Origin of the sequence: Methylobacterium aerolatum (assembly GCF_022179085.1) — a bacterium.
Taxonomy (GTDB): Bacteria; Pseudomonadota; Alphaproteobacteria; order Rhizobiales; family Beijerinckiaceae; genus Methylobacterium; species Methylobacterium aerolatum.
This window is the reverse complement of sequence record NZ_BPQE01000016.1, coordinates 42,835-67,737: the sequence shown is the minus strand read 5'-3', so window position 1 is coordinate 67,737 and position 24,903 is coordinate 42,835. Positions and strand designations below refer to the sequence as shown.

Annotated in this window: 28 protein-coding genes; 11 read left to right on the top strand and 17 right to left on the bottom strand. The window is 73.1% G+C overall.

The features are described 5' to 3' along the window. Positions 1-18 precede the first annotated feature (18 nt). From MFF06_RS11535 to MFF06_RS11510, 6 genes are all read right to left on the bottom strand, one after another. A complete protein-coding gene (locus MFF06_RS11535) occupies positions 19-705 on the bottom strand; it encodes a class I SAM-dependent methyltransferase (protein WP_238203904.1) in 687 nt (228 codons plus the stop codon). Positions 706-755: 50 nt separating this feature from the next. Continuing rightward, entirely contained in the window at positions 756-1,847 is a 1,092-nt protein-coding gene (locus MFF06_RS11530; protein ID WP_238203903.1) for a glycosyltransferase, read from the bottom strand. After that, positions 1,844-2,791, bottom strand: coding sequence for a glycosyltransferase family 2 protein (locus tag MFF06_RS11525; RefSeq protein WP_238203901.1), 948 nt, complete (start codon positions 2,789-2,791; stop codon positions 1,844-1,846). The genes MFF06_RS11530 and MFF06_RS11525 overlap by 4 nt, the downstream gene beginning before the upstream one ends. Before the next feature lie 40 nt (positions 2,792-2,831). Beyond that, complete coding sequence (locus MFF06_RS11520; RefSeq protein WP_238203899.1) at positions 2,832-3,974, bottom strand: glycosyltransferase; 1,143 nt, start codon at positions 3,972-3,974, stop codon at positions 2,832-2,834. A 22-nt stretch (positions 3,975-3,996) separates the two neighbouring features. Further along, the gene (locus tag MFF06_RS11515; protein WP_238203897.1) at positions 3,997-4,869 is read right to left on the bottom strand and encodes a glycosyltransferase family 2 protein; all 873 of its coding nucleotides are present in this window, start codon (positions 4,867-4,869) and stop codon (positions 3,997-3,999) included. Positions 4,870-4,936: 67 nt separating this feature from the next. Further along, positions 4,937-6,988 carry an HAD-IIB family hydrolase gene (locus tag MFF06_RS11510; RefSeq protein WP_238203896.1) on the bottom strand — a complete coding sequence of 684 codons (2,052 nt, stop codon included), beginning with the start codon at positions 6,986-6,988 and terminating at the stop codon, positions 4,937-4,939. Between the two features lie 65 nt (positions 6,989-7,053). On the opposite strand from MFF06_RS11510, the gene MFF06_RS11505 reads away from it, so the two are divergent. Beyond that, positions 7,054-8,094: a glycosyltransferase family 4 protein gene (locus MFF06_RS11505; RefSeq protein ID WP_238203895.1), complete on the top strand. Its 1,041-nt coding sequence runs from the start codon at positions 7,054-7,056 to the stop codon at positions 8,092-8,094. Then, positions 8,094-9,278 carry a glycosyltransferase family 4 protein gene (locus MFF06_RS11500; RefSeq protein ID WP_238203892.1) on the top strand — a complete coding sequence of 395 codons (1,185 nt, stop codon included), beginning with the start codon at positions 8,094-8,096 and terminating at the stop codon, positions 9,276-9,278. The genes MFF06_RS11505 and MFF06_RS11500 overlap by 1 nt, the downstream gene beginning before the upstream one ends. A gap of 31 nt (positions 9,279-9,309) precedes the next feature. On the opposite strand, the gene MFF06_RS11495 is transcribed toward MFF06_RS11500, so the two are convergent. Then, positions 9,310-10,290 carry a glycosyltransferase family protein gene (locus tag MFF06_RS11495; RefSeq protein ID WP_238204020.1) on the bottom strand — a complete coding sequence of 327 codons (981 nt, stop codon included), beginning with the start codon at positions 10,288-10,290 and terminating at the stop codon, positions 9,310-9,312. Positions 10,291-10,396: 106 nt separating this feature from the next. On the opposite strand from MFF06_RS11495, the gene MFF06_RS11490 reads away from it, so the two are divergent. The 9 genes from MFF06_RS11490 to MFF06_RS11450 all read left to right on the top strand — a co-directional run bounded on the left by MFF06_RS11490 (position 10,397) and on the right by MFF06_RS11450 (position 14,499). Then, positions 10,397-11,020 carry a hypothetical protein gene (locus MFF06_RS11490; RefSeq protein WP_238203890.1) on the top strand — a complete coding sequence of 208 codons (624 nt, stop codon included), beginning with the start codon at positions 10,397-10,399 and terminating at the stop codon, positions 11,018-11,020. A 4-nt stretch (positions 11,021-11,024) separates the two neighbouring features. Then, positions 11,025-11,669 carry a hypothetical protein gene (locus MFF06_RS11485; protein ID WP_238203888.1) on the top strand — a complete coding sequence of 215 codons (645 nt, stop codon included), beginning with the start codon at positions 11,025-11,027 and terminating at the stop codon, positions 11,667-11,669. 68 nt (positions 11,670-11,737) lie between these two features. Further along, on the top strand, positions 11,738-12,019 hold the full coding sequence (locus MFF06_RS11480; protein ID WP_238203886.1) for a hypothetical protein: 282 nt from the start codon (positions 11,738-11,740) through the stop codon (positions 12,017-12,019). Positions 12,020-12,162: 143 nt separating this feature from the next. Further along, complete coding sequence (locus MFF06_RS11475) at positions 12,163-12,345, top strand: hypothetical protein (RefSeq protein WP_238203884.1); 183 nt, start codon at positions 12,163-12,165, stop codon at positions 12,343-12,345. A gap of 31 nt (positions 12,346-12,376) precedes the next feature. Beyond that, positions 12,377-12,643, top strand: coding sequence for a hypothetical protein (locus MFF06_RS11470; RefSeq protein WP_238203883.1), 267 nt, complete (start codon positions 12,377-12,379; stop codon positions 12,641-12,643). A gap of 84 nt (positions 12,644-12,727) precedes the next feature. Then, positions 12,728-12,979 (top strand): hypothetical protein, encoded by a 252-nt coding sequence (locus MFF06_RS11465; RefSeq protein ID WP_238203881.1) that lies wholly within the window; start codon positions 12,728-12,730, stop codon positions 12,977-12,979. After that, positions 12,976-13,422: a UCP034077 family protein gene (locus tag MFF06_RS11460; protein WP_238203879.1), complete on the top strand. Its 447-nt coding sequence runs from the start codon at positions 12,976-12,978 to the stop codon at positions 13,420-13,422. The genes MFF06_RS11465 and MFF06_RS11460 overlap by 4 nt, the downstream gene beginning before the upstream one ends. A gap of 205 nt (positions 13,423-13,627) precedes the next feature. Continuing rightward, positions 13,628-13,981: a hypothetical protein gene (locus MFF06_RS11455; protein ID WP_238203877.1), complete on the top strand. Its 354-nt coding sequence runs from the start codon at positions 13,628-13,630 to the stop codon at positions 13,979-13,981. A gap of 140 nt (positions 13,982-14,121) precedes the next feature. Further along, positions 14,122-14,499 carry a PH domain-containing protein gene (locus MFF06_RS11450; RefSeq protein WP_238203875.1) on the top strand — a complete coding sequence of 126 codons (378 nt, stop codon included), beginning with the start codon at positions 14,122-14,124 and terminating at the stop codon, positions 14,497-14,499. Between the two features lie 21 nt (positions 14,500-14,520). Here MFF06_RS11450 and MFF06_RS11445 read toward each other — a convergent pair whose 3' ends face one another. The 10 genes from MFF06_RS11445 to MFF06_RS11400 form a co-directional block, all read right to left on the bottom strand. Next, positions 14,521-14,847, bottom strand: coding sequence for a Rieske (2Fe-2S) protein (locus tag MFF06_RS11445; RefSeq protein WP_238203873.1), 327 nt, complete (start codon positions 14,845-14,847; stop codon positions 14,521-14,523). Beyond that, complete coding sequence (locus tag MFF06_RS11440; RefSeq protein WP_238203870.1) at positions 14,840-15,544, bottom strand: ABC transporter ATP-binding protein; 705 nt, start codon at positions 15,542-15,544, stop codon at positions 14,840-14,842. The genes MFF06_RS11445 and MFF06_RS11440 overlap by 8 nt, the downstream gene beginning before the upstream one ends. Then, positions 15,537-16,364: an ABC transporter ATP-binding protein gene (locus MFF06_RS11435; RefSeq protein WP_238203869.1), complete on the bottom strand. Its 828-nt coding sequence runs from the start codon at positions 16,362-16,364 to the stop codon at positions 15,537-15,539. Before MFF06_RS11435 ends, MFF06_RS11440 begins: the two co-directional genes overlap by 8 nt. Continuing rightward, a complete protein-coding gene (locus tag MFF06_RS11430; RefSeq protein ID WP_238203867.1) occupies positions 16,361-17,395 on the bottom strand; it encodes a branched-chain amino acid ABC transporter permease in 1,035 nt (344 codons plus the stop codon). The genes MFF06_RS11435 and MFF06_RS11430 overlap by 4 nt, the downstream gene beginning before the upstream one ends. Beyond that, positions 17,392-18,264: a branched-chain amino acid ABC transporter permease gene (locus MFF06_RS11425; protein ID WP_238203866.1), complete on the bottom strand. Its 873-nt coding sequence runs from the start codon at positions 18,262-18,264 to the stop codon at positions 17,392-17,394. The genes MFF06_RS11430 and MFF06_RS11425 overlap by 4 nt, the downstream gene beginning before the upstream one ends. A 162-nt stretch (positions 18,265-18,426) precedes the next feature. Next, positions 18,427-19,575, bottom strand: a complete 1,149-nt coding sequence (locus MFF06_RS11420; protein WP_238203865.1) for an ABC transporter substrate-binding protein — start codon at positions 19,573-19,575, stop codon at positions 18,427-18,429. A gap of 29 nt (positions 19,576-19,604) precedes the next feature. After that, on the bottom strand, positions 19,605-20,810 hold the full coding sequence (locus MFF06_RS11415; RefSeq protein WP_238203864.1) for a xanthine dehydrogenase family Fe-S subunit: 1,206 nt from the start codon (positions 20,808-20,810) through the stop codon (positions 19,605-19,607). Next, positions 20,807-21,682 (bottom strand): FAD binding domain-containing protein, encoded by an 876-nt coding sequence (locus MFF06_RS11410; RefSeq protein WP_238203863.1) that lies wholly within the window; start codon positions 21,680-21,682, stop codon positions 20,807-20,809. The genes MFF06_RS11415 and MFF06_RS11410 overlap by 4 nt, the downstream gene beginning before the upstream one ends. After that, positions 21,679-24,033, bottom strand: coding sequence for a xanthine dehydrogenase family protein molybdopterin-binding subunit (locus MFF06_RS11405; protein ID WP_238203862.1), 2,355 nt, complete (start codon positions 24,031-24,033; stop codon positions 21,679-21,681). Before MFF06_RS11405 ends, MFF06_RS11410 begins: the two co-directional genes overlap by 4 nt. After that, positions 24,030-24,899: an alpha/beta hydrolase gene (locus tag MFF06_RS11400; RefSeq protein ID WP_238203861.1), complete on the bottom strand. Its 870-nt coding sequence runs from the start codon at positions 24,897-24,899 to the stop codon at positions 24,030-24,032. The genes MFF06_RS11405 and MFF06_RS11400 overlap by 4 nt, the downstream gene beginning before the upstream one ends. Positions 24,900-24,903: the final 4 nt, after the last annotated feature.

The window sequence follows — 24,903 nt, the reverse complement described above, 5'->3', positions numbered from 1 at the left end:
AACGACGAGGAGGGCCCATCAGCGGTCCGTACCGCTCCCCTCCGGCTTGGTGAACTTGGCCTTCCCGCGCTGTGACCACGGCCCCTTCACGCCGGCCTCGGCGCAGAAGGCGTCGACGGCGCGCATGACGCCGGGGAAGCGGCCCCCGAGGCTGTCGTAGTCGTCGGCGATGAACAGGCCGCCGGGGCGCAGGACCGGCCACCACGCCCGCAGATCCGCCGCGACCGAGGCTTCCTCGTGCCCGGCATCGAGGTGGATGACGTCGGCCGTGACGCCGCGCAGGCGCATCAGTTCGGCGGCGTTCACCGAGTCGAGGGGCAGGGGCACGACGCGCTCGGCTTGGCCCTCGCGCAGGACGTTGGCGAGGAAGGTGCGGTAGAGGCTCGGGAAGCCGTTCTCCATCGCGAGTTCCGCGAACAGGCCGGGGTCCGCCCAATGGTCTACGGCCCCGAGCCAGGTATCGACCGCGATGACCGTGCCGGACACGCCGTGCTCCGCCATGGTCCGGGCGAGGTAGAGGGCGCTCGCGCCCTTCCACGTCCCGATCTCCACCACGACGGCGGGGCGGAACCCGGTCACGGCCTCCTCCAGATAGGGGTGGATGCTGCGCCAGCCCTGGAGGTCGAGGGCGCGCAGCTCGCCCGGCGGGTCCGCGAAGGGGTCGCGGCCGTGCCACAGGGCGGCGAGGATGTCCTGTCGGGTCATTGGGTCTCGGGCTCAAGGGAGGGGCGGCAGGCGGGCAGGACCGGCGCGGTTCAGACCGCCGCCGCAAGCGCGGGTCCGGCCCCGGCCCGGACCCGCGCGTAGAGGGCTTCGCACCGGTCGAGCCAGCGGTCGCGGGTGAACAGGCGCAGGACCCGCGCGCGCGGGACGGTGCGCGGGATCGCCAGCGCCCCGCCGATGGCCTGCGCCAGGGCGGCTTCCCCTTCGTCCTCGCCGGGGGGGACGAGGCATCCGGCCTCGCCCACCACCTCCGGGACGGCGCCCCTGGCGAAGCCCGCGACGGGCAGGCCGCAGGCCATGGCTTCGAGGGCCGAGAGGCCGAAGGGCTCGTCCCAGCACGGCGTGGAGAGGAAGCAGGAAGCCCGGCCGAGTTCGGCCGCCAGCGCCGCCCCGGCGAGGTGGCCGCCGTGGCGGATCGGACCGCCGAGGAGCGGGGCGACGGCCGAGCGCCAGTACCCGCCGTCCTCCACCGGGCCGAACAGCGTCAGCGGGATTCCCGCCCGGCGCGCCGCCGCGATGGCACGGTGCGCCCCCTTCTCCGGTGCGAGGCGCCCCGCCCAGACGGCGCCGCCGTCGCCCCGGGGCGAGAAGGGCCACGCGGCGGGGTCGATGCCGTTCGCCAGGACCTCGGCCTCGGGCGGCGCGCCCTCCGGCCACCATGCGGCGAGGTGCGCCCGCGAGGTCGCGGTGATCCGGTGCGTCGGAGCGGGGCTCGCGTGGACGAACCAGCGCAGCGCGTCGTAGGGCGGCACGTGCAGCGAGGTGAGCGTCGGCACGCCGCCCCGGCGCGCGCCGTCGAGGGCGAGGCGGCTCAGGCTGTTGTTGTGCAGCACGTCGAAGCCGCCCGCCGCGATCCTGCCGAGGGCGGCGGCATAGCCCGCATCCACATGGGCCTTCAGCCCCGCATCGCCCGTGTGCTCCAGGCCGGGGAAGACCGCCTCCTGATGGACCGGGATCACAGGATCCAGGGACAGGCGCCGGTCGCTGTCGCCGGAGGCGAAGAGCACGACCTCGTGGCCCCGCGCCGTGAGACCCTCGGCGAGGTGCCAGGAAAGGGCTTCGAGCCCTCCCGCGAAGGGCGGGGCGATGGGGTGACGGCAATGGGCGAGGAGGGCGATCCTCACGCGGTGACCGCCGCCGGCTCGCCGACGAGGGCGCTCTCCCGGGCCTGCGCCTGCGCCTCGATGTGGCGGATCACGGAGGCCGAGTTTGTATAGGGCTGGTGGCCCTGCTGGCCGGTGAGGGCGAGGTCGGCCGCGTCCGGGCGGCGCAGGATGCGGATCGGCCGGTCGGGCGTGTCGTCGATCAGCCCCATCATCTTGAAGGCGTAGAGCCAGTGGCCCATGGTGCGGTAGCCCCACTTGGCCTCGAACAATTCGGCGTTGCGCACCACGCTGTCGAGGTGGTGGACCGGGGGCATGTGGTGCGGGTGGTACTGGTGGTAGGCCAGCGCGCCCTTCATCCAGGCGATGGGGATGCCGCTCCGGTCGAGGAGCTTGCCGAAATCCGTGTCCTCACCGCCGTAGCCGACGTAACGCTCGTCGAAACCGCCGGTCTTGAGGAAGGTGTCTCGCCGGATCGCGAAGTTGAGCGACCAGAAGCAGCGGTAATCGGTACAGATCTCAATGCCCGAGGCCGGAGGCCCCCGGCGGTCGGAATGCTTCTCGGCGACGGCCGCGAGGCCGTCGTAGTCCCAGGGGCCGACCGTGGCGCGCTCGGGCAGGTGCAGCACCTCGCCCATGAGCAGCCCGTCGAGGTCGGCGAGGCCGGCGGCATACTCCGCCACGAAACCGGGCGCGGGGATGCAATCGACGTCGAGGAAGGCCACCGCATCCCCCGACGCCTCCGCGACGCCACGGTTGCGCGCGGCGGCCAGCGGCAACTCGCGGCCCGGCACGAGGATCTGGCGGACCGGGAAGGCGGTCTCGGGCAGGTCGTAGGGCGCGTCCTGCATCACCGCGACGATGAATTCCCGGGGCGGCCGGGTCTGCCGCTCCAGGCCGAGGAGCACGTTGCGCAGGTGCGCCGGGCGGCCCTTCGCGAGGGAGACGACGGAGACGGTGGTCATGCGGGGCGGGCTCCGGCTCGGGACAGGGGGGGAGGGCGGCTCAGCCCGCCGCGACGACGCGGAGCGGGGCGGCCTCGGGGGCGGCTGCCCCCGCCCAGAGTTCGTCGGTGAGCCCTTCGAGCCAGCCCGCCGCGCGGGCGGCGGCGTCGGGCGCCCAGAGGCCGTGCAGGACCGTGCCGTCGAGGGCGCGGGCGCGGGCGAGGAGGTTGGTCCAGCCCTGGAGGTCGCCGGGCCACGCGGGCGCGCTCACGGCGGCGCCGAGGCGGACCAGGGCCTCGGCCTTGCGGGTCTGCTCCGCGAAGTAGCGCCATTCCGGCATGACGATCAGGCGGCCGCCGACGCGGGCGACCTCGTGCACGGTGTTGTCCCCCGCGGAGGCGATCACGAGGTCGGCGGCGGCGAGGTAGTCGGTCACGGAGGCGACCCAGCCGCATTCGCGCAGGTTCGCGAAATCGGTCTCGTGGCCCTCGCGGTGGGTCGGGCCGAGCGTCAGCCAGAGGGCATCCGGCGCGGCGCGGGCGGCCACCGTCAGGGGTGCGTAGGGCGTCCCGCTGCCGCCGCCGCCCGTCACCGCCACGATGATTTCGCGCGCCGGATCGAGCCCGAGCCGCGCCCGCGCCTCGGCCCTGTCAGGCACCCGGTCGAGGGTGGTGCAGAGGCCGCCGGAATAGAAGGTCCTGGCGCGCAGGGTCGCCGGATAATCGTCCTGCTCCAGGCGCGCGTCGAAGGGGGCGAGCATCCCGACGCAGGTCTCGTAGGATCCGAGATGGCCGATATCGGAGCGGTCGCCGTGCATCCGGATCTGCACGGCCGGTACGCTGGCGATGCGGGCGAGCAGCGCGATCTCCGCCGAGACGTCGACGACGAACAGTCCGACGGCCCTCTCGTCGAGGTGGTCGAGGATCGTGCGCATCGTCCGGCGCATCTCGGACAGGCCCAGCGGCACGCAATGCATCACCCGCGGCGTCGGCTCCGCGAAGAGGCGCGGCGTCGGCACGCCCGCGCCGATCATGTTCGGCAGGGGCACGATCTCGATGTCGCGCGAGAAGCCGTCGAACAGCTGCGGCCCCGCCGTGAGGACCGAGACGGGCCGGGTCCGCGCGAACTCGGCGGCCACCGCCATCGTGCGCCGGGCATGGCCCCGGCCCTGATGGTGAACGAAGAACGCGATGGGCTTGGTCATGGGAAGGCGGCGGGCTCGCGGATCAGGAGAACAGGGCATCGGGCCGCAGCGAGGCGGCGATCTCGGCCTCGCTCGGCGGGCGGATCAGGCGGATCGCGGGGGCGGCCTCGTCCCAGGCGATCAGCCCGGCGGCGCGGAACTGGTCTAGCCAGTAGGTCATGCACCAGCCCCCGTGCCGGGCGTGGAAGCGCGCCGCGTTCGCGAGGATCGCGGCGAAATGCTGGAGGGGCGGGACGTGGACGGGATGGTGCTGGTGGTAGGCCCGCGCGCCGCCGACCCAGTAGGTCGCCAGACCCGCCCCCGCGAGCCGGGCCGCGAGGTCCGTCTCCTCGCCGCCGTAGCCCGTGAAGCTTTCATCCATGCCGCCGACGGCGTGCCACCCGGCCGCCGGGAGCGCGAAGGACAGGCCCCAGAGCTGGCCCGCATCGGGCTCGCGGCGCAGGCCTGTCTCCGGCACGGCGGGCCGGGCCGGATGGCGGCGGCCGAGACGGTCCAGATCGTCCGGGTCCACCGCGCCCGGCGGCAGGTACAGCACCTCGCCGAGGAACAGCCCCCGCGCCGCCTCCGCCGCCGCCGCATAGGCCGCCACGAGGCCGGGGGAGGGGATGCAATCCACGTCCAGGAACACCAGCAGGTCGCCGGAGGCCGCCTCCGCCGCCCGGTTGCGCGCGGCGGCGAGCGGCATCGGCTCGCCCGGCACGAGGACGTGGCGCACGGGACAGCCGGGATCGGGCAGGCCGGAGGCGGGCTCCGGCTGCATCCAGGCGATGACGAGTTCGCGCGGGAGCGCACTCTGCCGGGCGAGGCCCTGCATCAGGCGGCGCAGGCGGTCCTCCCGGCCGCGCACCAGCGTGCAGACGCTCGCGCCAAGGCCGGCCGCGTTGCCATCGGTCATGGCTCGGCGCCCTCGGGCCGGCGTGCGCTCCGTCGCCGAACCGGCCTCCGCTGCGGCGGCGATCGTTCTACCGGGCATCGGCGCCCATCCGGCGGAAATGGCCGACGCCCTCGATGATGCCCCGGGCGTGGGACGCGCGGGCGACGTAGGAGTGGCGCAGGGCGGCGTTGCTCGCGAGTTCGTCGGAGTAGTTCGCCACGATGATCGCCTGCACGCGGACGCGCAGCATCTCGACGTCGTTGCCGGAATCGCCCGCCACGAACACCGCCCGCTCCGGCAGGCCGTAGAGGGCGCGCACATGGTCCACCGCCGTGCCCTTCGAGGCGCCGGCGGGCAGCACGTCGAGGTAGCGGTCGTGGCTGTGGATCACGCAGGCCGGCAGGCCGGCGCGGTCGAGGGCATCGCGCACCCGCCGCGCCGTCGCCGCGTCTCCGAAGAAGCTCAGCTTCAGGGCGCGCTGCTCCAGCGGACCCTGCGGCGTCAGTCCGGCGATGGCCGCGCACCGGGCGTGGATCGCCGCCCGGTCCCAATCGCTCGCGATCCGCTGCCGCCATGGGACGTCGGCCGTGTAGGTCACGCCGTTGGCGTCGAGGTGGTAGATCTCGGACCCCACGGAGGTGATCATCACCTGCGGCCGGGGGCTCGCCTGCTGCTCCAGCACCGCCATGGCGCTGTGGAAGGAGCGGCCGGTGGCCACTCCGAAGGCGAGTTCCGCCTGGCGGCTGCGCCACCGCCGGAAGATGCCGAGCGCCGCCTCGCAGCCGACGAGGGTGTTGTCGATATCGCAGACGAGGAGTTGCCGGGGCGTCGGCAGGGGCGGCTCGGGGGTGAGGAGGGCACGCAGCAGGGTGTGGTAGCGCGCCGCGTGCCGGTCCCAATCGTAGGCGGCGGCCGCCCGCGCGCCGCCCGCGACGCAGCGGGCGTAGAGGGCGGGATCGGTGAGGATCGTCAAACAGGCGCTCGCGATGGCGCCGGGATCGCGCGGATCGACGAGCAGGCCGTTGCCGCAGAGTTCCACGATGTCGTTCGGCCCGCCGCTGTCGGTGGCCACCAGCGGCAGGCCGGCGGCGGAGGCTTCGAGCAGAGTGAGGCCGAAGGGCTCGTTGAGCGCCGGGTTGACGAACAGGCCGCCCCGGATGCGGGCCTGAGCGTAGATCGCCGGCACGTCCTCCGGGCGGTGCGTCTTCGGGTAGGCCACCCGCCCGTAGAGGTCGTAGCGGTCGATCAGGACGAGGAGGTCGCGCATGGTGGCGGCCATGTCGCCGTCCAGCGTGTCGATGTCCTCCCGCGTGCCCGCCACGAGGACGAGGTTCGCCCGCACCTGCAGGGCGGGACTCTCGCCGTAGGCCCGCACCAGGGCCGCAAGGTTCTTGCGCGCCACCGGCCGGGCCAGGGCGAGCAGGACGGGCTTTCCGGGATCGTCGAGGAACCGGTCGATCGTGGCCTCGACCCGGGGATTGCGCCGGGCGGCGGCGAAGCGGGCGAGGTCGCTGCCCGGCGGCAGCACGCGGATATGGCCCGGCTCGTAGGCGCCGTAATGGGCGTACTGCACCTCCGCCTCGTCCCGGGAGGAGGCGATGACGAGGTCCGCCCGCGCCAGCGCCGCCTCCTCGGTCGCGATCCGCCGGGCGAGGTCCGGGCAGGACGGGCAGGCGCCCGTCACCGCCGCCTTCACCCGCCCGAGGGAATGGGCCGTGAACACGAAGGGGATGCCGAGCCGGTCCTTCACGAGGGAGGCCACGGCGGCGGCATCGGCGTAGTGGGCGTGGATCAGGTCGGGCGGGCGGTCCTGCGCGGCGATCCAGGCGACGAGGTTGCGGGCGTAATCCGCCACCTCGGCATGCATCTCCTCCTTGGTCCGGTACTCGTCGGACGCGCCCGCGAGCCGCACCACGGTGACCTTGTCGGACACCCGCTCCTCGGGCACGGCGTAGTCGGCGCCGAGCGGTCCGCGGAACAGGCGGGTCGCCACCACGATCCGCGCGACGTCGCGATCCTGCGACGAGGCGGCCACGAGATCGAGCAGGTAACGGATGTGCCCGCCGGTATCGGCGGTGATGCCGTATGCGACGCCGTGACCGCGCAGGCACCCCTGCAGGGCGATGTGCAGGACGAACATCGTGCTACACCCGCGGCGAACACAGGCGGAGCAATTCGCACAATAACATATGTAAAGAGGCCTCCGTGATTCGCGTTGCCCAAGTCGCGCCGAACATTTTTCCCGTTCCTCCCAGACATCATGGCGGCACAGAACGGATTGTGCACGATCTAAGTACGGAATTACGAAGCTTGGGCTTGGAGGTAACGCTGTTTGCCGCTTCGGATAGTGCGACAGACTTGCCGCGCGTCGGGGATTATCCGAGCCTGAGCGCCCTGGAAGCCCGGCACGGGCGGGTCGCGCCGGGCGTGCCCGCGGCCCTCGACGCCCTGCAGCTCGAGGCCCTGAGGCAGCGGCTCGATGCCTTCGACATCGTCCATTGCCACGGTGAGTTCGCCCACGCGGCCCTGCTCGGCGCGCGGCGGCGGCGCAGCCTGACGACGATCCACTGGCGGGTGGACGAACTGGACCGGGCCCTGTTCTTCGCGGGCTTCCCGGACCTGCCGGTCGCCGCGATCTCGGCGGCCCAGGGCGAAGGCATCCCGGCCTCGAACCGGGTGGGCGTGGTGCATCACGGCATCGCGCGCGACCGCTACGCCTTCGGCGCCGGGCCGGGAGACTACGTCGCCTTCGTCGGCCGCCTGACCGACCAGAAGCGGCCCGACACCGCGATCCGCGTGGCCCGCGCGGCGGGGCTGCCGATCCGCCTCGGCGGCACGATCGACGTCGGCAACCCGGGCTATTTCGAGCGCGAGGTCCGCCCGCTCCTGGGGCCGGACGCCACCTATGGCGGCCCCCTGGACGATGCGGGGAAGGGCGAGTTGCTCGCGGGCGCGCGGGCGCTGCTCTTCCCCATCGACTGGCCGGAGCCCTTCGGCCTCGTGATGATCGAGGCCATGGCCTGCGGCACGCCGGTCGTCGCCTGGAACCGGGGCTCCGTGCCCGAGGTGGTGGAGGATGGCCTCACGGGCTTCGTCGTGTCCTCCGAGGCCGAGGCGGTGGCCGCGCTCGAGCGGATCGGCGACCTCGACCGGGCGGCGGTCCGCCGCCGCTTCGAGGAGCGCTTTACGGCCACCCGCATGGCGGAGGATTATCTCGCCCTCTACCGGCGCCTGCTCGCCGCCTGATGCGGACCGCCCTGCTCACCTGGGATTACCCGCCCGCGCCGAGCGGCCTCTCCACCGCCGCCCGCGAGATCGCCGAGAGCCTCTCGGAGGCCGGGGCGGAGGTCACCGTGTTCACCCTCGACCGGTCCGGCCGGGAGCGCGTCGGCGGAGTCACGGTCTCGGGCCACGCCCTGCCGCCGGGATCCGGCCTCGCGCGCCTGCGCCGCTGGGGCTCGCTCGGCCATCTCGCCGCGCCGCTCGCCTTCCGCAGGGCCGTCCTCGCGGAGCACGCCGAGCGGCCCTTCGCCGTGGTGGAGGCGACGAACTGGTACGCCCCGGCCGCGCTCCTGGCCGGGCGGCGCGACCTGCCCCTCGTCACCCGTTCCTCCACGCCAGCCGCCTTCACCCGCGATCCGGCGCCCGGCCCGCGCGACCGCCTCGACGGCTGGAGCGCCGACGCCCTCGAGAGGCGGCAGGCGCGGGGCAGCGCCGGGCTCATCGCCAACACGGGGGACCACGGGGCGGTGATCGCGCGGGCGTACCGGCTTTCGGGCCGCCGGCCCGCCGCCGTGATCGGCCTCAGCCTGCCTCCGGATCTCCTCGCGACCGCGCGGGCGGCGGTCTACCCGGCGGCGGACGCCCCCCTGCGCCTGCTGTTCGTCGGCCGGGCGGAGGCGCGCAAGGGGTTCGACGCCCTCCTCGACGCGGCGGCGATCCTCGGGGAGGAGCAGGCGCGCGGCGCGCTGCCGCCCTTCCGCCTCGACCTCGTGGGCGTGCCGCCCGGCGACCTCCCGGCGGACCTGCCCGAGACGGCGCGCTGCCGCATCGCCGCCCATGGCCGGATCGATGCCGCCGCCCTGGCCCGCGCCTATGCCGCGAGCCACGTGGTCCTCGCGCCCTCCCGCTACGAGAGCTTCGGCCTCGTCTATCAGGAGGCCCTGGCCTACGGGCGGCCGGTGGTGGCCTGCGCCGTGGATGCGAGCGCCCGCGCCTTCGTCGGAGCCCCCGGCGCGGGACCCCTCGCCGGGGCCGCGACCGGCGCGGCGCTGGCCGACGCCCTGCGCCCGCTCCTCATCGATCCCGCCCTGCGCCGCGCCTACCGGACCCGCGCCCTCGCCGCGGCGGGCCGGTTCGACCGGGCGAGCCTTGGGCGGGACACCCTCGCGCTCTACGGGCGGGCCATCGCCGCGGCGGGAAGCGGATGAGGTGCGGGCGCGGGGTGGGGTGAGCATCCGCTCACGCCTCGTAGGCCCGCAACAGCGCTTCCTCCTCCTCCACGCGCCCCTGGCCGGGGGCGAGGGCTTCGTAGCGGCGGGAGCGGGCCCGGACGTGGGCGCCGCTCATGGCGTGGTCGATGGCCCCGTGCAGGGCGATGAGGCTGCGGGGCCAGCCGCCGTCGAGGAGAGGGCGCTCGTGGACGCGGCCGCCGTAGCGGACCGTCCGCCGGTTCAGCCGGTACTGCACATCCGGGAAGACGTCCGACAGCACACCCTCCACGCGGTTGCGCCGGGCGAGCCCGACCGAGACGACATCGCCCGCCTCGGCGAGGGCGGCCAGCGCCGGGAGCAAACGCGCAGTGGCGGGATCGAGGGTTTCGTCGGCATCGAGTTGCAGCATCCAGCCGTGGCGGGCGAGGTCGTGGAGGGCGTTGCGCTGGGCGGCGAAATCCCCGTCGAGGGGCCGGGACGCCACGCGCACCGCACCGGGGGCAAGGCCCTCGGCGGCCACCGCCTCCGGCGGCGAGGGTGGCCCATCGAGGAGCAGCACCACGTCGTCGCTGAAGGTGGCGATCGCGGGCAGGGCCGCCAGCAACGCCTCGCATTCCGCCGGGCGGCAGATCAGCCCGAGGGAGACGGGGCGGGTGCCCGCCTCCTCCAGGCGGGAGAGCGCTGCCCGCGCCGCCCGCGTTGCGTGCGGATGGCGCAGTTCCGCCTCGCCCGCCGGGTCGAGGGGGCGGATGCCGAGGCCGAACCGGGTGGCGGCGCTGCGCAGGGTGTAGAGATCGAGGCCGTAGGGGGCCTGCGGGTCGGACTCGAAGACCGGCGCCTCGCAGCGCCGGGCGAGGTGATCCCGGCAGGCCGCCGGATCCGCGTCCCGGTCGAGGAGGACGCCGCAGGATCCGCAGGCCAAAGGGAAACTTCGCCGCCCCTGCGGGTAGTCGAGGGTACGCTCGCCCGCCCCCAGCATGGCGGCGGAACAGAGGAAGCAGCGGCGCATCGTGATCATCCCGGCCTTCCCGACTCCAGCGCCCGCCGGGCCCCGGCCGTTCCCGAGCCGCCCTCGCTCCGTCGCCCTCACCCGTCCGCGTTGAAGGGCGACGGCGGTGCAAAGCCTTGCCTGGCCGGGCGGTTCGGCCCCCGAGGGCGCCTCGCTCGCCATCGTCGGCAACGCCCCCGGCCGCGCCCCGTCGGGCGCGGCCATCGACGCGGCGGCCTGCGTGGTACGCTTCAACAACGCCGCGGGCTTCGGCGGACCGGCGGGCGGGCGGGTCACGCACCTCGCCCTCGTCAACCGTGGCGGCCAGGCGCGGGAGTGGGTCGAGGATCGTCACTTCCGGGAGCGGCCGGTGGTCCGGGCGGCGCGGGCCTTCATCCTGCCCTTTCCGATCCTGCCCGCCGCGCAGAACGTGCCCGAGCCGATCTGCTGGACCCGCGAACTCCTGGCCGTGCTGCGGCCGCTGGGGCGCCCGGTCCACATCCTGCCCGAGGCGCTGCACGAACGGGCGCGGGCGCTGCTGACCGCCGGCCCCGGCGACCGGCCGAACCCGAGCACCGGCTTCCTGGTGACCCTGGCGCTCTGCGAGGAACGCCCCGCCGCCGCCCCGCCGGCGGAGGCGTTCGGCTTCGGCTTCGACGGTTGGCCCGGTCACCCCTGGGCGGCCGAACGTGCGTGGTTTGCCCGGAGCCACGCGGCCGGGCGCCTGCGCCTGCACCACAGCGAAGGATGAGCCGATGGCCACGCTGGTGACGGTCCTCAAGGCGGGCGGGCGCTACGACGCGCGCTGGGTCGCGCGGCTGGCCGGAGGCGTTCGCCGCCACGCGCCCGCCTTCGGGCGGGTCATCTGCCTCACCGATGCCGACCTCGCGGTGCCGGGGGTCGAGGCGGTGCCGCTGCGGCACGGCTGGCCGACCTGGTGGTCGAAGATGGAAGCGCTCCGGCCCGGCCTCGCGCAGGGGCCGATCCTCCTGTGCGATCTCGACACGGTGTTCACCGGACCGGCCGACGCCCTCGCCGAGCCGGGGCTCGCCGCGATGGAGGATTACTTCCACAAGGGCCACCTCTCCAGCGCCCTGCTGCGCTGGGACGGCGACGACCTCGCTGGCGTCTACGCGGCCTTCGCCGCCGATCCGGGCCGGTGGATGGCCCCCGGCTCCTGCGGCGCGGTGCCGAATGCCGTCCACGGCGATCAGGTCTTTATCGACCACTGGTTGCAGAAGGAGGGGCGGCGCCCGGCCTTCCTGCAGCGGCTCTACCCCGGCCTCCTCGATTTCTACGACCCGCGCCGGGCCGATCACGGCCCCGTCGTGATTTTCATCGGTGAGTCGAAGCCCGATACGGCCTCCGGCCCCGTCCAGGCCGCTTGGGAAGGCGCGTGAGGGCCTGCGTCAGGATGGAACGCGCTCCGGCAGAGGCTGTTACCCCGGCACGAAGAGGGAGACACACCATGCGGCTTGCAGTGACGGCCTCGGTCATGTCCGTGGCGATGATGATGGGCGTCGGCACCGCCGACGCGAAGGGGTGCATCAAGGGAGCGATCATCGGCGGGATCGCCGGCCATTACCTTGCGGAGCGCGGGGTCGTCGGTGCGGTGGCCGGGTGCCTCGCCGGGCGCGCCATCGCCAACCGCCGCGCCCAGCGCGACGTCGATTACGGCTCGCGCGTCCAGCCCCGCGACACGGGCTACGGGCCGTCCCCGACCTATCCGCGCCGGAGCTACTCCTACTGAGACCGGGGCGGGGGCGCCGTCCGGCGCTCCCGCCGCGATCCGGACGGACACGGGGTCGTCCTCTCTCACCTCTACTGGTATCAACGGGTTGCACCGGGGCGGAACTGACGCGACACTGCCCCGCGACCTCGTGGAGGCCGATCATGGTCCGTTGGATACACGCGCTCCGTCTCTGGCTGTGGCGCCGCCAGGTAGTGGCCCTGGCCCGCGACTGCCGGCCCTGCGGCACGGGCGAGGGGGACGGCGCCGCCGCCACCGTCGCGGCGGGCATCGCCGCGTCCGGCCATGGCGGTCCCGCCTCCTACTCGACCGGCGCGGTGGCCTGACGTGATCGAAACCGGCGACCAACCCGGACAGATGACGGAGATCGCCGGTCTGGCCTCCTCGCTGGCGGACCGCATCCTCGAGAAGCATGCGGCCGGCACGACCATCCCCCCGGACCTGTTCCGCATGCTGGTCCGCGCGGCGCGCGTCCTGCACGACGGCGGCATCCCCTGGCCGCCCTCGGTGGACTTCCTGATCATGGAGGTCGGGCGGCGGGTCGAGGAGGCGGAGGCCCAGGGCGGCGACATCAACGCCCATCTCGCCCAGGTCCTCGACCGCGCGAAGCAACCGAGCGAGTAGCCGCGCCATTCCCGAACCGTCGCGGCCCCCTACGTGATGGGCGATCCGCGCGGAACCACGGGACGCGGTTCGGGAGGGTCGGTCATGCCGCCGAGACTGATGAAGACGATCATCGGGGCCGTCATCGCCGTCGCCCTCGCGGCAGCCGTCTCCTACGGCCTGATCAGCCAGCAGACGGCGGACCAGATCCAGACCCAGGCGAACCAGTCGCTCGCGACCGACCAGCCCTCGGCCGGCACGCAGCGGCCCCTGCCGACCCCGCCGGAGAACTCGATCCCGCAGGCGCCCGCCCAGCCTGGCTCGTCGCCGCAACCGCCGGCGCCCGCCCCGAAATGACGGGCGCATCCCTCCGGCCGGGGATGCGGGCACTGGGCCTACTCCTCGCCTCGCTCGCCGCCGTGACGGCGCCGGGGCACGCGGGCGCGCAGGAGACGCCCGTCAACAACTGGGCGGAGTTTCGCCGGACCGTGGCGGCCTGCTGGACAGTGCCGCCGGGCACGGAGGGCTCGCTGATCGCCTACCGTTTCGGCCTCGACAAGACCGGCGCCATCCGCGGCAAGCCCCTGATCACCGCCCGCCGCCTCACCGGGGACCGGGATGCGCAGAAGAGCTTCGAGGATTCGGGGGCGGAGGTGCTGGCCCATTGCTTCCCGGTCAGGGTCACGCCCTCCTTCGGCGCGGTGTTCGGCGAGAGTCCGATCTACCTGCGCCTCGTCAACACGCCGCCCACGGCTGCCTACCAGATCAACAACAACGTCACGATCTTCGCGCCGCAATGAGAGCCGCTCGCGAAACTTTCCTTCGCTGGGAGGGCTCTCCCGGCCTTGCCGGTGCGGGGAAGGCGTGTGGAAGGCTTCGAGTTTCGCGGCCTCCCGCGCCCGTCCACGGGTGAGCGTTGAAAGCCGAGCAGTTTCAGCGGATGACATCCCGGCGAACCACTTCGAACCTTGAGCGTTGTGGTTCCTCGAAATGGGGATTTGCAACATGAAGGTGATCTCGGCGACCCTGGTGGGGCTGACGCTGCTGGGCTCCGTGGCTCCCGCCCTGGCCCAAGGCTACGGCCGCGACTACGGCTACGACCAGGGCTACGACCGCGGCGATTACGGCCGCCGGGACCGCTACGACTACGACCGTCGCAGCCGCGACGACGACTACCGCGACCGCGGCGATTACGGCCGCCGGTCGAGGGGCGAGCCGGGCGACTACGCTTTCGACGAGCAGGAGTACCTGCGCTGCAACCCCGACGTGCGCAAGGCGGTCGTCAACGGGCAGGTCAAGAGCGGCCTCTTCCACTACCGCAAGGTCGGCCGCGCCGAGGGCCGCCGCCTTAGCTGCTGAGGATTGCCGACCTCGCGAGCCACGCGAAGCGGGAGCGGTGAGTGTGCGAGGGGACCCCGTGACGTCTCCGGTCGCGCTCCCGGCATGAGGGGGCGGGGACGGGCGCACGGCGTCCCGTCGGTCTGCGAAGGGAGACAGCAATGGGTCTGCTGGACGGATTGTTCGGGCACGGCAGCGCCGTCGATGCCGCCTCTCTCCGCGACCGGCTGGATGGGGTGCTGATCGAGGGCGAGAGCGTGCGGCTCGCCTTCCGGATCATCCGCGACCTGTTCGTCTTCACCGAACGGCGCCTCATCCTGGTCGATGTCCAGGGCGTCACCGGCAGCAAGATCGAGTTCACCTCGGTGCCCTACCGGGCGGTCGTGCGCTTCTCGGTCGAGACCGCCGGGACCTTCGACCTCGACGCCGAACTCAAGATCTGGGTGTCGGGCACGGGCGAGCCGCTCACGCGGACCCTGAAGAAGGGGACGGACGTGCGCGGCATCCAGCGTGCGCTCGCCGAGGGCGTGCTGCGCTGAGGCGGCTGGACGTGTCCGCCCTCATCCGAGGGTGAGCCAGAGACCGTCGGGAGCGACCTCCACCGCGAACAGGCGGAGCGGCCGGAACGACCAGCCCGGCGAGACGGAGCCATCCCGAAGGTTGAAGGAGGCGAGGTGCCTCGGGCAATGCAGCCGCCCGCCGCCGCACCGGCCGAGCGACAGGTCGGCCCCCTCGTGCGGGCAGGCGCGCTCGGTGGCGACGATCCTCTCGCCATCCCGCACGAGGAGCAGGGAGCGGCGTCCCACGGTGACCGGCACCAGCGCCCGGTCGCCGAAGGCGTCCGCCGGGCCGAGGTGGATCCGTCCCGCGCAGCCGGGCTCAGCCACCGAGATAGGCGTCGCGCACATGGGGGTCGGCGATGAGGGCCTCCCCCTTGCCTTCGAGGACGATTCGGCCGGTCTCCAGGAGGTAGGCATAGTCGCAGAGTTCGAGGGCCGCGAAGGCGTTCTGCTCCACCAAGAGCACGGTGGTGCCCGCGTCGCGGATCGCGCCGATCACCGAAAACATCCGCTCCACGATGTTGGGGGCGAGGCCGAGCGACGGTTCGTCGAACAGCACGAGCTTCGGTCGGCCCATCAGAGCCCGGCCGATCGCCAGCATCTGCTGCTCGCCGCCCGACAGCGTGCCCGCCGCCTGGTCCCGGCGCTCCGCGAGGCGGGGGAACTCGGCGTAGATCCGCTCCCGGTCGGCGGCGACCCCCGCCTTGTCGCGGCGGAGGTAGGCGCCCATGGCGAGGTTCTCGGCCACGGTCATCTGCGGGAAGACTCGGCGGCCCTCCGGGCAATGGGCGATGCCCGCCTCCAGGATCCGGCGGGGCTCCGCGCCCGCGATGTCCCGGCCCGCGAACCGGATCTCCCCGGAGCGCGGCGGAACGAGGCCGGAGATCGCCCGGAGCGTCGTGGACTTGCCCGCCCCGTTCGCGCCGACGAGGGCCACGAGCTGGCCCTCGCCCACGGTGATCGTCAGGCCCTTCAGCGCCGTGACGTGGCCGTAGCCGCAGACGAGGTCGCGGATCTCAAGCATGGACGGGTTCCCGAGCGGATCCGTGCGCAGATTTGGCGGCCTGCCGGGCGGAGCTGCCCTGGCCGAGATAGGCCTCGATCACCGCCGGATCGTTGCGGATCCGGTCCGGAGGCCCCTCGGCGATGAGGCGGCCGTAGTTCAGGACGACGATGCGGTCGGAGACCTCCATCACCATCGGCATGTCGTGCTCGACGAGGAGGATGGTGATACCCCGCTCGCGGACCTGCCGGATCAGCCGCACGAACACCCGCGTCTCGGACGCGTTCATGCCCGAGACCGGCTCGTCGAGGAGCAGCATGGCCGGTTCCGTAGCGAGCGCCAGGGCCACCCCGACGAGGCGCTGCTCGCCGTAGGCCAGGGCCCCCGCCTTCTCGTGCATCCGGCCCGAGAGCCCCACCCAGTCGAGCAGCGCGGCCGCGCGGGCGCGCAGTTGCCGCTCGCCGGCGCCGGCCCGGCCCAGGAGCGCGTCGAGGACCGGCGCCCGGCCCAGACGGCCGCCCACCTGATGCAGGCCGATCATCACGTTGTCGAACACCGTGTCGTCCGGGAAGACGCTGGTGCGCTGGAAGGTGCGGGCGAGGCCGAGCCGGGTGATCGCGTGCGGCGCCAGCCCCTTCAGGGAGGTGCCCCGGAAGCGGACCTCGCCCTGGCTGGGCTTGAGGAAGCCGGTCATCACGTTGAAGGCGGTGGTCTTGCCCGCCCCGTTCGGCCCGATCAGGCTGACGATCTCGCCCTCGCGGACGTCGAAATGCAGGTCGGCGATGGCGACGAGGCCGCCGAAGCGCACCCCGACGTGATCGACGGAGAGGATCGCGCTCATTGCGGCACCGCCGGGCTGGCTTCGAGGACGGGGGCGCTACGGGCCGGGCGGCGGCCGAGCCGCGCGGCCATCCCCGGCACGATGCCCCGGGGCAGCACGAACAGGATCACGATCAGCACGAGGCCGTAGACGATCCACTGGGCCTCCGGCGCCATCACCGGGCGCAGAGCCACGGGCAGGAGGCCGAAGATCAGGCCGCCGACGACGGGGCCCATCAGGGTCCCCTTGCCGCCCGCCACCACCATGATCACCATGGTGACCGTGGTGGCGAAGAGGAACACGTCCGGGTCGATGATGCGCAGGTAGTGGGCGTAGAGGCTGCCGGCGGCGCCTGCCATCGCGGCCGAGATCACGGCGGCCACCGTCAGGGTGCGGGTGGCGTTGATGCCGACGGAGAGCGCCAGGGACTCGTTCTCCTTCAGCCCCCGCATCGCCCGGCCGAAGCGCGAGTGCACGAGGCGGGCGATCAGCAGGTAGCAGAGAGTGCCGACGGCGAGCACGAGGTAGTAGTTCTGGAGCTTTGACTTCAGCGTCCAGAAGCCGAGGCCGGGCAGGCCCAGCGTGAATGCCGGGATGTTGGTCAACGCCAGCGGCCCCTGGGTCAGCTCCACCCAGTTGAGGGCCACGAGGCGCACGACCTCCGCGAAGGAGATCGTCACGATCACGAAGTAGGCGCCCCGCACCCGGAAGGAGAGCCGCCCGATCAGGTAGCCGCAGGCCCCCGCCGCCACCGTCGCCAGGAGGAAGCCCACCACCGGCGGCCAGGGCTCGTGGACGGCGCGGAGGCCGAAGCCGAGCTCCACGTCGAAGCCGAGGCTCGTCAGCGCGCTGACATAGGCGCCGATGCCGAAGAAGGCGATGTGGCCGAGGCTGAGCTGCCCGGTGAAGCCGAGCAGCAGGTTCAGGCTCATGGCGCCGATCGTCAGGATGCCCGTCACGATCAGCGCGTTGAGGAGGTAGGGGTTGGCGCCCAGCGCCAGGGGCAGGGCGACGAGGCCGGCGAGGAGGGCGAGGGGGAGGAGGCGGGTCATCCGATGCGCTCCGCCTTCGCGAACAGGCCGGTCGGCCTGCACAGCAGCACGGCGATGATGATGAGGAAGCCCATCGCGTCCCGGTAGCCGGAGGAGACGTAGCCGGCGCCCAGCTCCTCGGCGAGCGCCAGGATGAAGCCGCCGATGGCCGCGCCGGTGACGTTGCCGAGGCCGCCCAGGATGACGATGGCGAAGGCCTTCAGTTCGGCGAGCCCGCCCATCTGCGGGAACACCACGTAGACCGGCCCGAGCAGGGCGCCCGCCGCCGCCGCCAGCGACGATCCCAGCGCGAAGGTGGCGGTGTAGATGCGGCGCACGTCGACGCCCATCAGCGCCGCCGTGTCGGAATCCTGGAACGCGGCGCGCATGGCGAGCCCGAGCTTGGTCCGGTTGATCAGCGCATAGGTGAGGGCGATGAGGGCGAGCGCCGCGCCGAGCACGAACAGGCGCAGCCAGGAGACCGAGACCATGCCGATCTGGAGCGGCGCCTCCGGGAAGGGCGAGGGGATCGCCTTGGCGACCCCGCCGAAGGTCCAGAGCGTGCCCGATTGCAGGATGATCCCGGCGCCGATCATCACCAGCATCGTCGTGTCGATGTCCGAGCCCCGGAACGGGCGCAGCAGGGCGACCTCGATCACCGCCCCGAGGACCAATCCGCCGAGGATCGCCACCGGCAGCGCCAAGAAGAAGTTCAGCCCGAGGGCGGCCACGGTGAGGTACATGACGTAGGCGCCCACCGTGTAGAGCGCGCCGTGGGTGAAGTTCACCACGTTCATGATCCCGAAGATCAGGGTCAGCCCGATGCCCAGGAGCGCATAGGTGCCTCCGAGGATCAGCGCGTTGACCAGGTGCTGGATCAGTTCGTCCATGGTGTCCTCCTGGCGGGTTCTGTGCGGGTCGTCCCGGAAGTCCACGCCGTCATTGCGAGCGTCAGCGAAGCAATCCAGTGCAGCGGGACGTCTCGAGATCGTGGCGGATCCCTGGAATGCTTCGCTTCGCTCGCAATGACGGGTTTGCTGATGGAGCGTATTCTACATCGTCGGCACGATCACTTTCCCGTCCTTGATCTCGATGAGGTACACATCGGGCTTGCTCTGGCCGCTTTCCTTGCCGGCGGGGCCGGCCTTTGCGAAGCGGATCGGCCCGTTGAGCCCGGTGAAGTCGACCGACCAGAACGCCTTCGTGATGGCCGCCGGCTCGGCGGAGCCCGCCTTCTCGATGGCGTGGGCGATGGCGCGGATGCCGTCGTAGCCGCGGAAGCTCTCGGTGACGCCCGCGAAGGCGAAGCCGCGCTGCTTCCAGGCCGCGATGAACGCCTCCGTGGCCTTCGGGTCCGGCGTCTTCTCGGGCACCCACGGCAGGAAGGTCGTCAGGTGCATGGTGCCGTCGGCGGCGGCGCCGGCCTGGGCGATGATCTGGTCGGGGTTCTGCGAGCCGCCGGTGGTGATGACCCGCTTCTTGAGGCCGAGCGCCGCCATCTGCTTGAACAGCAGCACGAGCTGATCGACGGAACTCGTGATCATGATCGTGTCGGCGTCCGACGCCTTCAGCTTGGAGAGCTGGGCGCTCATGTCCTGCGCGCCCTGGTCCATGGTCTCCACGAGGCCGACCGTGACGCCCTTGTCTTTGAGCATCTTGCCGAAATCGGTCGCTGCGCCCCGGCCGAAATCGTTGTTGAGGACCAGGAAATCGACCTTCTTCATCCCGAGCTTGTCGACCGTCGGCGCGAAGGTCGCGGCCTCCAGCGAGGAGGGCGGCGAGATGCGGAAGACGAAGGGGTTGCCCGAGGTGGTGATCTTGCCGGACGAGGAGGTCTCGACCAGCATCGGGACCTCGTAGTCCATCAGCTTCGGCATCACCGCGAGCGTCAGGCTGGAGCCCCAGGCGCCCATCATCACCGGGGTCTTGTCGCTGGTGATGAGCTTCTCGGCGACCGCCGCCGCCTCCGTCGGGTTGCTCTTGTTGTCCTCGATCACGAGTTCGATCTGTCTGCCGAGGACGCCGCCCTTGGCGTTGATCTCCTCGGCGGCGATCTTGGCGCCATTCACCACGTAGGTGCCCGAGGCGGCGAAGGGGCCGGTCAGGGGCTCGTTGACGCCGATGCGGATCGCCTCCGCCCGTGCCCCCGTCGCCGCAAGGGCCAGCAGGATCGCGGTCGTGAGGGTGAAACGGCCAGTCATACGCGTCGTCTCCGGTGGGGAAGGGGGGATCAGGGACGGCCGAGCCACGCGGCGAAGCGCGCGCGGACGAGGCCGAGGAGCAGGCGGAGCGGATTCAGCCCGGCGGGCGCCGGGGCGGCGCCGCCCGAGAGCCGGGCGTCGAGGTTGCGTGAGAAATCCGCCGCGATGCGGCCCGCAAGGTCGCGCACGAGGCCGGGGCGGCCGAACTGCGCCAGCGGCCCGGTGAGGGTGTAGCCCACGTCGAGGTCGAGGCGGCTGGTGCCCGCCTCCGGGCCGTCGCTCACCCGGTAGCGGATCCGGCCCTCGGTGGCCGAGCGCCCGCCCGCGTCGCTGCCCGCCCCATGAACGGACCCTGTGAGCGCCGCCTCGTCCCGCGTGATGCGGGCGCGGCCCCGGAAGGTTGCCGCGATCGGGCCGATCCGCACCTGGAGCCCACCCTCGACGGTGTCGGCCGAGGGTCGGGCGGTCAGCACGGCGCCCGGCAGGCAGGCGGCCACCGCCTCGATATCGCCGAAGAACGCGAAGACCGCCGCGGGCGGATGGGCGAGGTCGAGGCTCTGCGTGAATTCGTGAGCCGGTTCGAAGGCGTCGCCGAGTTCGGCCATGAAGGCCGGCCCGGCCGTCGCCGCCACCGCCACGGCATGGGGCGCAGGGGAAGCCGTGATCGCCTCGCCGGTCCGGGCGCCCACGGGGCCGAGGGCGCGGGCCGCCCCGGTCTCGGGAGGGATGCCCCGGCCGCGCCGCTCCGCGATCACCGCCATCACCGCGCGGACGATGCCGGCATAGCCGGTGCAGCGGCAGAGGTTGCCCGCGAGTCCGATGCGGATGCGCCGCTCGTCGGCCTCGGGCAGGCGCAGCACCAGATCGCGGGCGGCCACCATCATGCCCGGCGTGCAGTAGCCGCACTGGAGCGCGTGCTCGCGGTTGAAGGCCGCGCGCAACTCGCCCGCGATGGCGTCGCCGTCCAGGCCCTCGATGGTGGTGACGCTGGCGCCGGAGCAGGCGCCTGCGAAGGTGAGGCAGGCGCGGGCGGGCTCGCCGTCGAGGAGGACCGTGCAAGCGCCGCAGACGCCGTGCTCGCAGCCGAGATGCGTGCCGGTGAGGTCGAGCCCGTCCCGCAGCACGTCGCCGAGATGGCTGCGGGGCTCCGCCTCCACCCGCACCGGGCGGCCGTTGACGGTCAGCGCCAGGGCGAGGGTCGGCGTCGTCCGGGGTTCGATCAGCGCGGCGCTCATGCGGCCTCCGGGCGGGCGGCGGGGGTCGGTGAGGCAACAGGCGCGGCGGCGGCCACCGCGCGGGCCAGCACCGTGACGTGGATGTGCCGCTCCACCGCGTCGGCCATCCCGGCCTCGCGCAGGATCGCGTCCGCCGCGAGGGCGTCGAAGCGGGTGGCGAAGCCGGCGTCGATCCGGCCGCCGAAGAGCGGCCGGGCGTCGGCCAGCAGCACGGGCGGCCCCTCGACGGCGCCGATCACCGCCCGGCCCCGGCCCGCCTGCGGTTCGAGGCGGACGGCGCCGATGGCGTGGGCGAACTCGCCGACCTTGGCGCAATGCTTGACGTAGCCCCAGGCCGCGCCCTCCGGCAGGGCGGGTACGCGCACGGCCACGACGACCTCCGCCGGGCCGAGCGCCACGGAGAGCGCGCCCGTCACGAACCGCTCCACGGGCAGGCGGCGGCGTCCCATCGCCCCAGCGATCTCGACCTCGGCGCCGAGCGCCGTGAGTGCGGTGACCCAGTCGGCCGCCGGATCCGCATGGGTGAGGCTGCCGCCGACCGTGCCCCGGTTGCGCACCGGGCGGTAGGCGATGGCCGAGGCCACCCGTTGCAGGGCGCCGCCCGTCACGTCGGGCACGCGCCCGTCCTCGATGTCGGCATGGGTGACGCAGGCGCCGAGCACGAGGGTGCCGCCCTCGATATGGGCCTGCCGCAGTTCCTCGATCCCGGTGAGGTCGAGGACGAGGTCGGGCTCGACCAGGCGCAGGTTCAGCATCGGCCCGAGCGATTGCCCCCCCGCGATCAGCTTCACGGGGCCGGTGGCCTCCGCGAGGCGGGCGAGGAGGGCGGGAAGGCTCGCGGGCCATTCCCAGGCGAAGGGAGCGGGCTTCATGCGGCCTCCCGGGCGATGCCTGCCGGGGCTTTCGCGGCGAGCATCGCCTCCACGATCCGCCGGGGGGTGACGGGGGAGTGCCGCATCTCGACGCCGAGCGGCGCCAGCGCGTCGTTGATCGCGTTGGCGAGCGCGGCGGGGGGCGCGATGGCCCCGCCCTCGCCGATGCCCTTCTGGCCGAAGCGCGTGTAGGGCGAGGGGGTCTCCATGTGGTCGATGCGGGCCATCGGCACGTCCGGGGCGCCGGGCAGGAGGTAGTCGGCAAGCGTCGAGGCGAGCGGCTGGCCGCGCCCGTCGAAGCGCATCTCCTCGAACAGCGCGGTGCCGACGCCCTGCGCGAGGCCGCCATAGATCTGGCCGTCCACCACGAGGGGGTTCACCAACGTGCCGCCGTCCTCGACGATGACGTAGTCGAGGATCTCCACCGCGCCGAGATCGGGATCGACCGCCACCACGGCCGCATGGGCGGCGTAGGAGAAGGTGCCGGAATCGCGCACCGGCTTGTAGCCGGCGGTGACTTCGAGGCCGCCGGGATCGGTGTCGGGCGCCAGATCCTGCGGGCGCCGGTACCACGTGCGGGCGACGGTCTCGAGCGGCACGTCGCCCGAGGGGCCGACCACGTGCCCGCCCTCGAAGCGGCAGGCGTCGGGGCTCGCCTGGAGCAGGTGGGCGCCGATCCGCACGGCGCGGTCCCGCAACTCCTCGCAGGCGGCGGCCACCGCGCCGCCCGCCATCACCATCACCCGCGAGCCCCAGGAGCCCGTGGAGTAGGGCGTCATCGCCGTGTCGCCGTGGACGAGGCGGGTGCGGGCGACGGGCACGCCGAGGATCTCGTGGGCCACCTGGGCGAGCGTCGTCTCCAGGCCCTGGCCGTGGGAATGGGCGCCGATCCGCAGTTCCAGGCCTCCGTCCGGGGTGAGGCGGGCGCTCGCCTGCTCGTGGCCGGGCACCATCGGGATGCCCCAGCCCGAATAGACCGAGGTGCCGTGCGCCGCCTGCTCGCAATAGACCGAGAGACCGAGGCCGATCCGCCGCCCATCCGGCTCGCCGGCCTTCTGGCGGGCGCGGACGGCTGCGACGTCGATCGCCGCGAGGGCGCGGGCCAGCGCCTGCGGGTAGTCGCCGCTGTCGAAGTGCTTCTTCGTGATGTTCTCGAAGGGCATCTGCTGAGGCCGCACGAGGTTCTTCTCGCGCACCTGCTCGGGCGGGATTCCGGCCTCGCGGGCCACGGCGTCGAGGACGAGCTCGAGGGCGAAGCAGACGCCCGTGCGGGCGACGCCGCGATAGGGCAGGATCGGGCACTTGTTCGTCGCCACCGACCATGTGCGGCAGCGATAGGCCGGGAAGTCGTAGGGGCCGGGCAGGATGCTCGCCACCTGCGCCGCCTCCAGACAGGCCGAGAACGGGTAGGCCGAGTAGGCGCCGGAATCGACGGTCGCCTCGCAGTCGATGCCACGCAACGTGCCGTCCCGCTCCGCGTAGGCGGTGATGCGGTAATGGTGCTCGCGGCAGTTGGCATTGGCGGTCAGGTGCTCGCGCCGGTCCTCCAGCCAGCGCACCGGACGGCCGCAGCGCAGCGCGAGCCAGCACAGGGCCACGTCCTCCGCGAGCAGGATCGCCTTGTAGCCGAAGCCGCCGCCGACATCGGGGGAGACGATGCGGATGCGTCCCTGCTCGATCCCGAGGCATTCGGAGAGGCCGTTGCGCACGATGTGCGGCATCTGGCTCGCCGTGTGGACGACGAGCTGGTCCAGGCGGTGGTCGAGGTGGACCACGGTGCCCCGGCCCTCGATCGGCGCCATGCACTGGCGGCCCGTCGAGATGGTGCGGCTCACCCGGATCGGCGCATCGAGGGCGCTCGCGATGTTCACATCGACGAGGGTTTCCAGGAAGACGTTGTCGCCCCACTGCTCGTGGACCAGGGGCGAGCCCGGCTCGCGGGCGGCGAGCATGTCGTGGATCGCGGGCAACTCCTCCAGGTCGAGAACCACGGAGGCCGCGATGTCCTCGGCCTCGGCGCGGGTCGGCGCCACGCAGAGTGCCACGAGTTCACCCACCTGCCGGACCTTGTCGGTGGCGAGGACCGGTTGCTCGGAAGCCTTGAAGCCCGGCAGGCCGGACACGGCGCGGATCGGCGACACGCCGTCGAGGTCGCCGGCGGTGAAGACGCGGTCGCGGTAGGCGTCCGGCACGTGGATGGCGCGGATGCGGGCATGCGCCAGCGGGCTGCGCACGAAGGCCACGTCCTGAAGCCCCGGCAAGCGGAGGTCGCCGACATACTGGCCGCGCCCGCGCATCAGGCGGTCGTCCTCCTTGCGGGGCAGCGGCGCCCCGACACCCTCGCCGCTCATCTCTCGCCTCCGAGGAGATCCTGCGCGGCGCGCACCAGCAGGCCGTCGGGCCGCCGGAACTCGTTGAGGATCGAGAAATGGTCGGCCCCCGGCACCGGCAGCAGGGCGCCGGGGGCGTGGGCAGCGCTGCGCAGCGCGTGGAGGTTGCGGCCGTCGCGGATCAGCGCGGGCAGTTCCCGGCTGCCGTAGGCGAGCGTCATCGGCTTGTCCGCCACGGGAAGCCGCAGGGGCGAGAGCGTGGCGATTTCGTCGTCGGTCAGGTGGAGCTTGTCGTCGAGGTAGGTGTCGCGGATCGGGGCGAGGTCGTAGACGCCGGAGATGGCGAGCGCCGCCGCCACGGCGGGGTGCCCGAGATGGAACGCGGCGAGATGCCCGCCCGCCGACCAGCCCGACAGGACGATCCGGCCGCCGATCCCATGGTCGCGCCCGTGGGCGGCGAGCCAGTCGAGGGCGGTGCCGATCTCCGCCACGATGGCCGCGAGGCTCGCCTCGGGCGCCAGGGTGTAGCCCGGCATCGCCACGGACCAGCCGGCCGCGTTCAGCCCTTCCGCGAAGCAGGCGAAATCGGCCCGGGCGTTGCGCTGCCAGTAGCCGCCATGGACGAAGACGAGGCAGGGCGCGTCGGCCGCCGCCGCCGGGTACAGGTCGAAGGCCGTGCGCTCGCCCCCCGCATAGGGGATGTCGAGATGGGCCGGGTGGGCCGCCCGGTACGCGGCCGAGGCGGCGTTGCGGGCGGCCACCTGGGCCGCGCTGTCGGGCACGGCGGCATTGTTGTCGTAGCAGGCGCCCCGGCCCGCGAGGTCGAGGTCGCCCCAGCGATGGCGCGGATCGGTCGGCGTCGGGTCGTCGAGGCGGAAGTCGGTCATGGGG

Coding starts and splice junctions, on each gene's coding strand:
- MFF06_RS11485 (WP_238203888.1), top strand. CDS start 11,025: ATGGCCACGCTGGTGACGGTCCTCAAGGCGGGCGGGCGCTACGACGCG.
- MFF06_RS11520 (WP_238203899.1), bottom strand. CDS start 3,974: ATGACCAAGCCCATCGCGTTCTTCGTTCACCATCAGGGCCGGGGCCAT.
- MFF06_RS11510 (WP_238203896.1), bottom strand. CDS start 6,988: ATGTTCGTCCTGCACATCGCCCTGCAGGGGTGCCTGCGCGGTCACGGC.
- MFF06_RS11455 (WP_238203877.1), top strand. CDS start 13,628: ATGAAGGTGATCTCGGCGACCCTGGTGGGGCTGACGCTGCTGGGCTCC.
- MFF06_RS11475 (WP_238203884.1), top strand. CDS start 12,163: ATGGTCCGTTGGATACACGCGCTCCGTCTCTGGCTGTGGCGCCGCCAG.
- MFF06_RS11535 (WP_238203904.1), bottom strand. CDS start 705: ATGACCCGACAGGACATCCTCGCCGCCCTGTGGCACGGCCGCGACCCC.
- MFF06_RS11495 (WP_238204020.1), bottom strand. CDS start 10,290: ATGCGCCGCTGCTTCCTCTGTTCCGCCGCCATGCTGGGGGCGGGCGAG.
- MFF06_RS11405 (WP_238203862.1), bottom strand. CDS start 24,033: ATGAGCGGCGAGGGTGTCGGGGCGCCGCTGCCCCGCAAGGAGGACGAC.
- MFF06_RS11515 (WP_238203897.1), bottom strand. CDS start 4,869: ATGACCGATGGCAACGCGGCCGGCCTTGGCGCGAGCGTCTGCACGCTG.
- MFF06_RS11500 (WP_238203892.1), top strand. CDS start 8,094: ATGCGGACCGCCCTGCTCACCTGGGATTACCCGCCCGCGCCGAGCGGC.
- MFF06_RS11430 (WP_238203867.1), bottom strand. CDS start 17,395: ATGACCCGCCTCCTCCCCCTCGCCCTCCTCGCCGGCCTCGTCGCCCTG.
- MFF06_RS11470 (WP_238203883.1), top strand. CDS start 12,377: ATGACGGAGATCGCCGGTCTGGCCTCCTCGCTGGCGGACCGCATCCTC.
- MFF06_RS11440 (WP_238203870.1), bottom strand. CDS start 15,544: ATGCTTGAGATCCGCGACCTCGTCTGCGGCTACGGCCACGTCACGGCG.
- MFF06_RS11420 (WP_238203865.1), bottom strand. CDS start 19,575: ATGACTGGCCGTTTCACCCTCACGACCGCGATCCTGCTGGCCCTTGCG.
- MFF06_RS11400 (WP_238203861.1), bottom strand. CDS start 24,899: ATGACCGACTTCCGCCTCGACGACCCGACGCCGACCGATCCGCGCCAT.
- MFF06_RS11415 (WP_238203864.1), bottom strand. CDS start 20,810: ATGAGCGCCGCGCTGATCGAACCCCGGACGACGCCGACCCTCGCCCTG.
- MFF06_RS11425 (WP_238203866.1), bottom strand. CDS start 18,264: ATGGACGAACTGATCCAGCACCTGGTCAACGCGCTGATCCTCGGAGGC.
- MFF06_RS11410 (WP_238203863.1), bottom strand. CDS start 21,682: ATGAAGCCCGCTCCCTTCGCCTGGGAATGGCCCGCGAGCCTTCCCGCC.
- MFF06_RS11450 (WP_238203875.1), top strand. CDS start 14,122: ATGGGTCTGCTGGACGGATTGTTCGGGCACGGCAGCGCCGTCGATGCC.
- MFF06_RS11465 (WP_238203881.1), top strand. CDS start 12,728: ATGCCGCCGAGACTGATGAAGACGATCATCGGGGCCGTCATCGCCGTC.
- MFF06_RS11435 (WP_238203869.1), bottom strand. CDS start 16,364: ATGAGCGCGATCCTCTCCGTCGATCACGTCGGGGTGCGCTTCGGCGGC.
- MFF06_RS11480 (WP_238203886.1), top strand. CDS start 11,738: ATGCGGCTTGCAGTGACGGCCTCGGTCATGTCCGTGGCGATGATGATG.
- MFF06_RS11460 (WP_238203879.1), top strand. CDS start 12,976: ATGACGGGCGCATCCCTCCGGCCGGGGATGCGGGCACTGGGCCTACTC.
- MFF06_RS11525 (WP_238203901.1), bottom strand. CDS start 2,791: ATGACCACCGTCTCCGTCGTCTCCCTCGCGAAGGGCCGCCCGGCGCAC.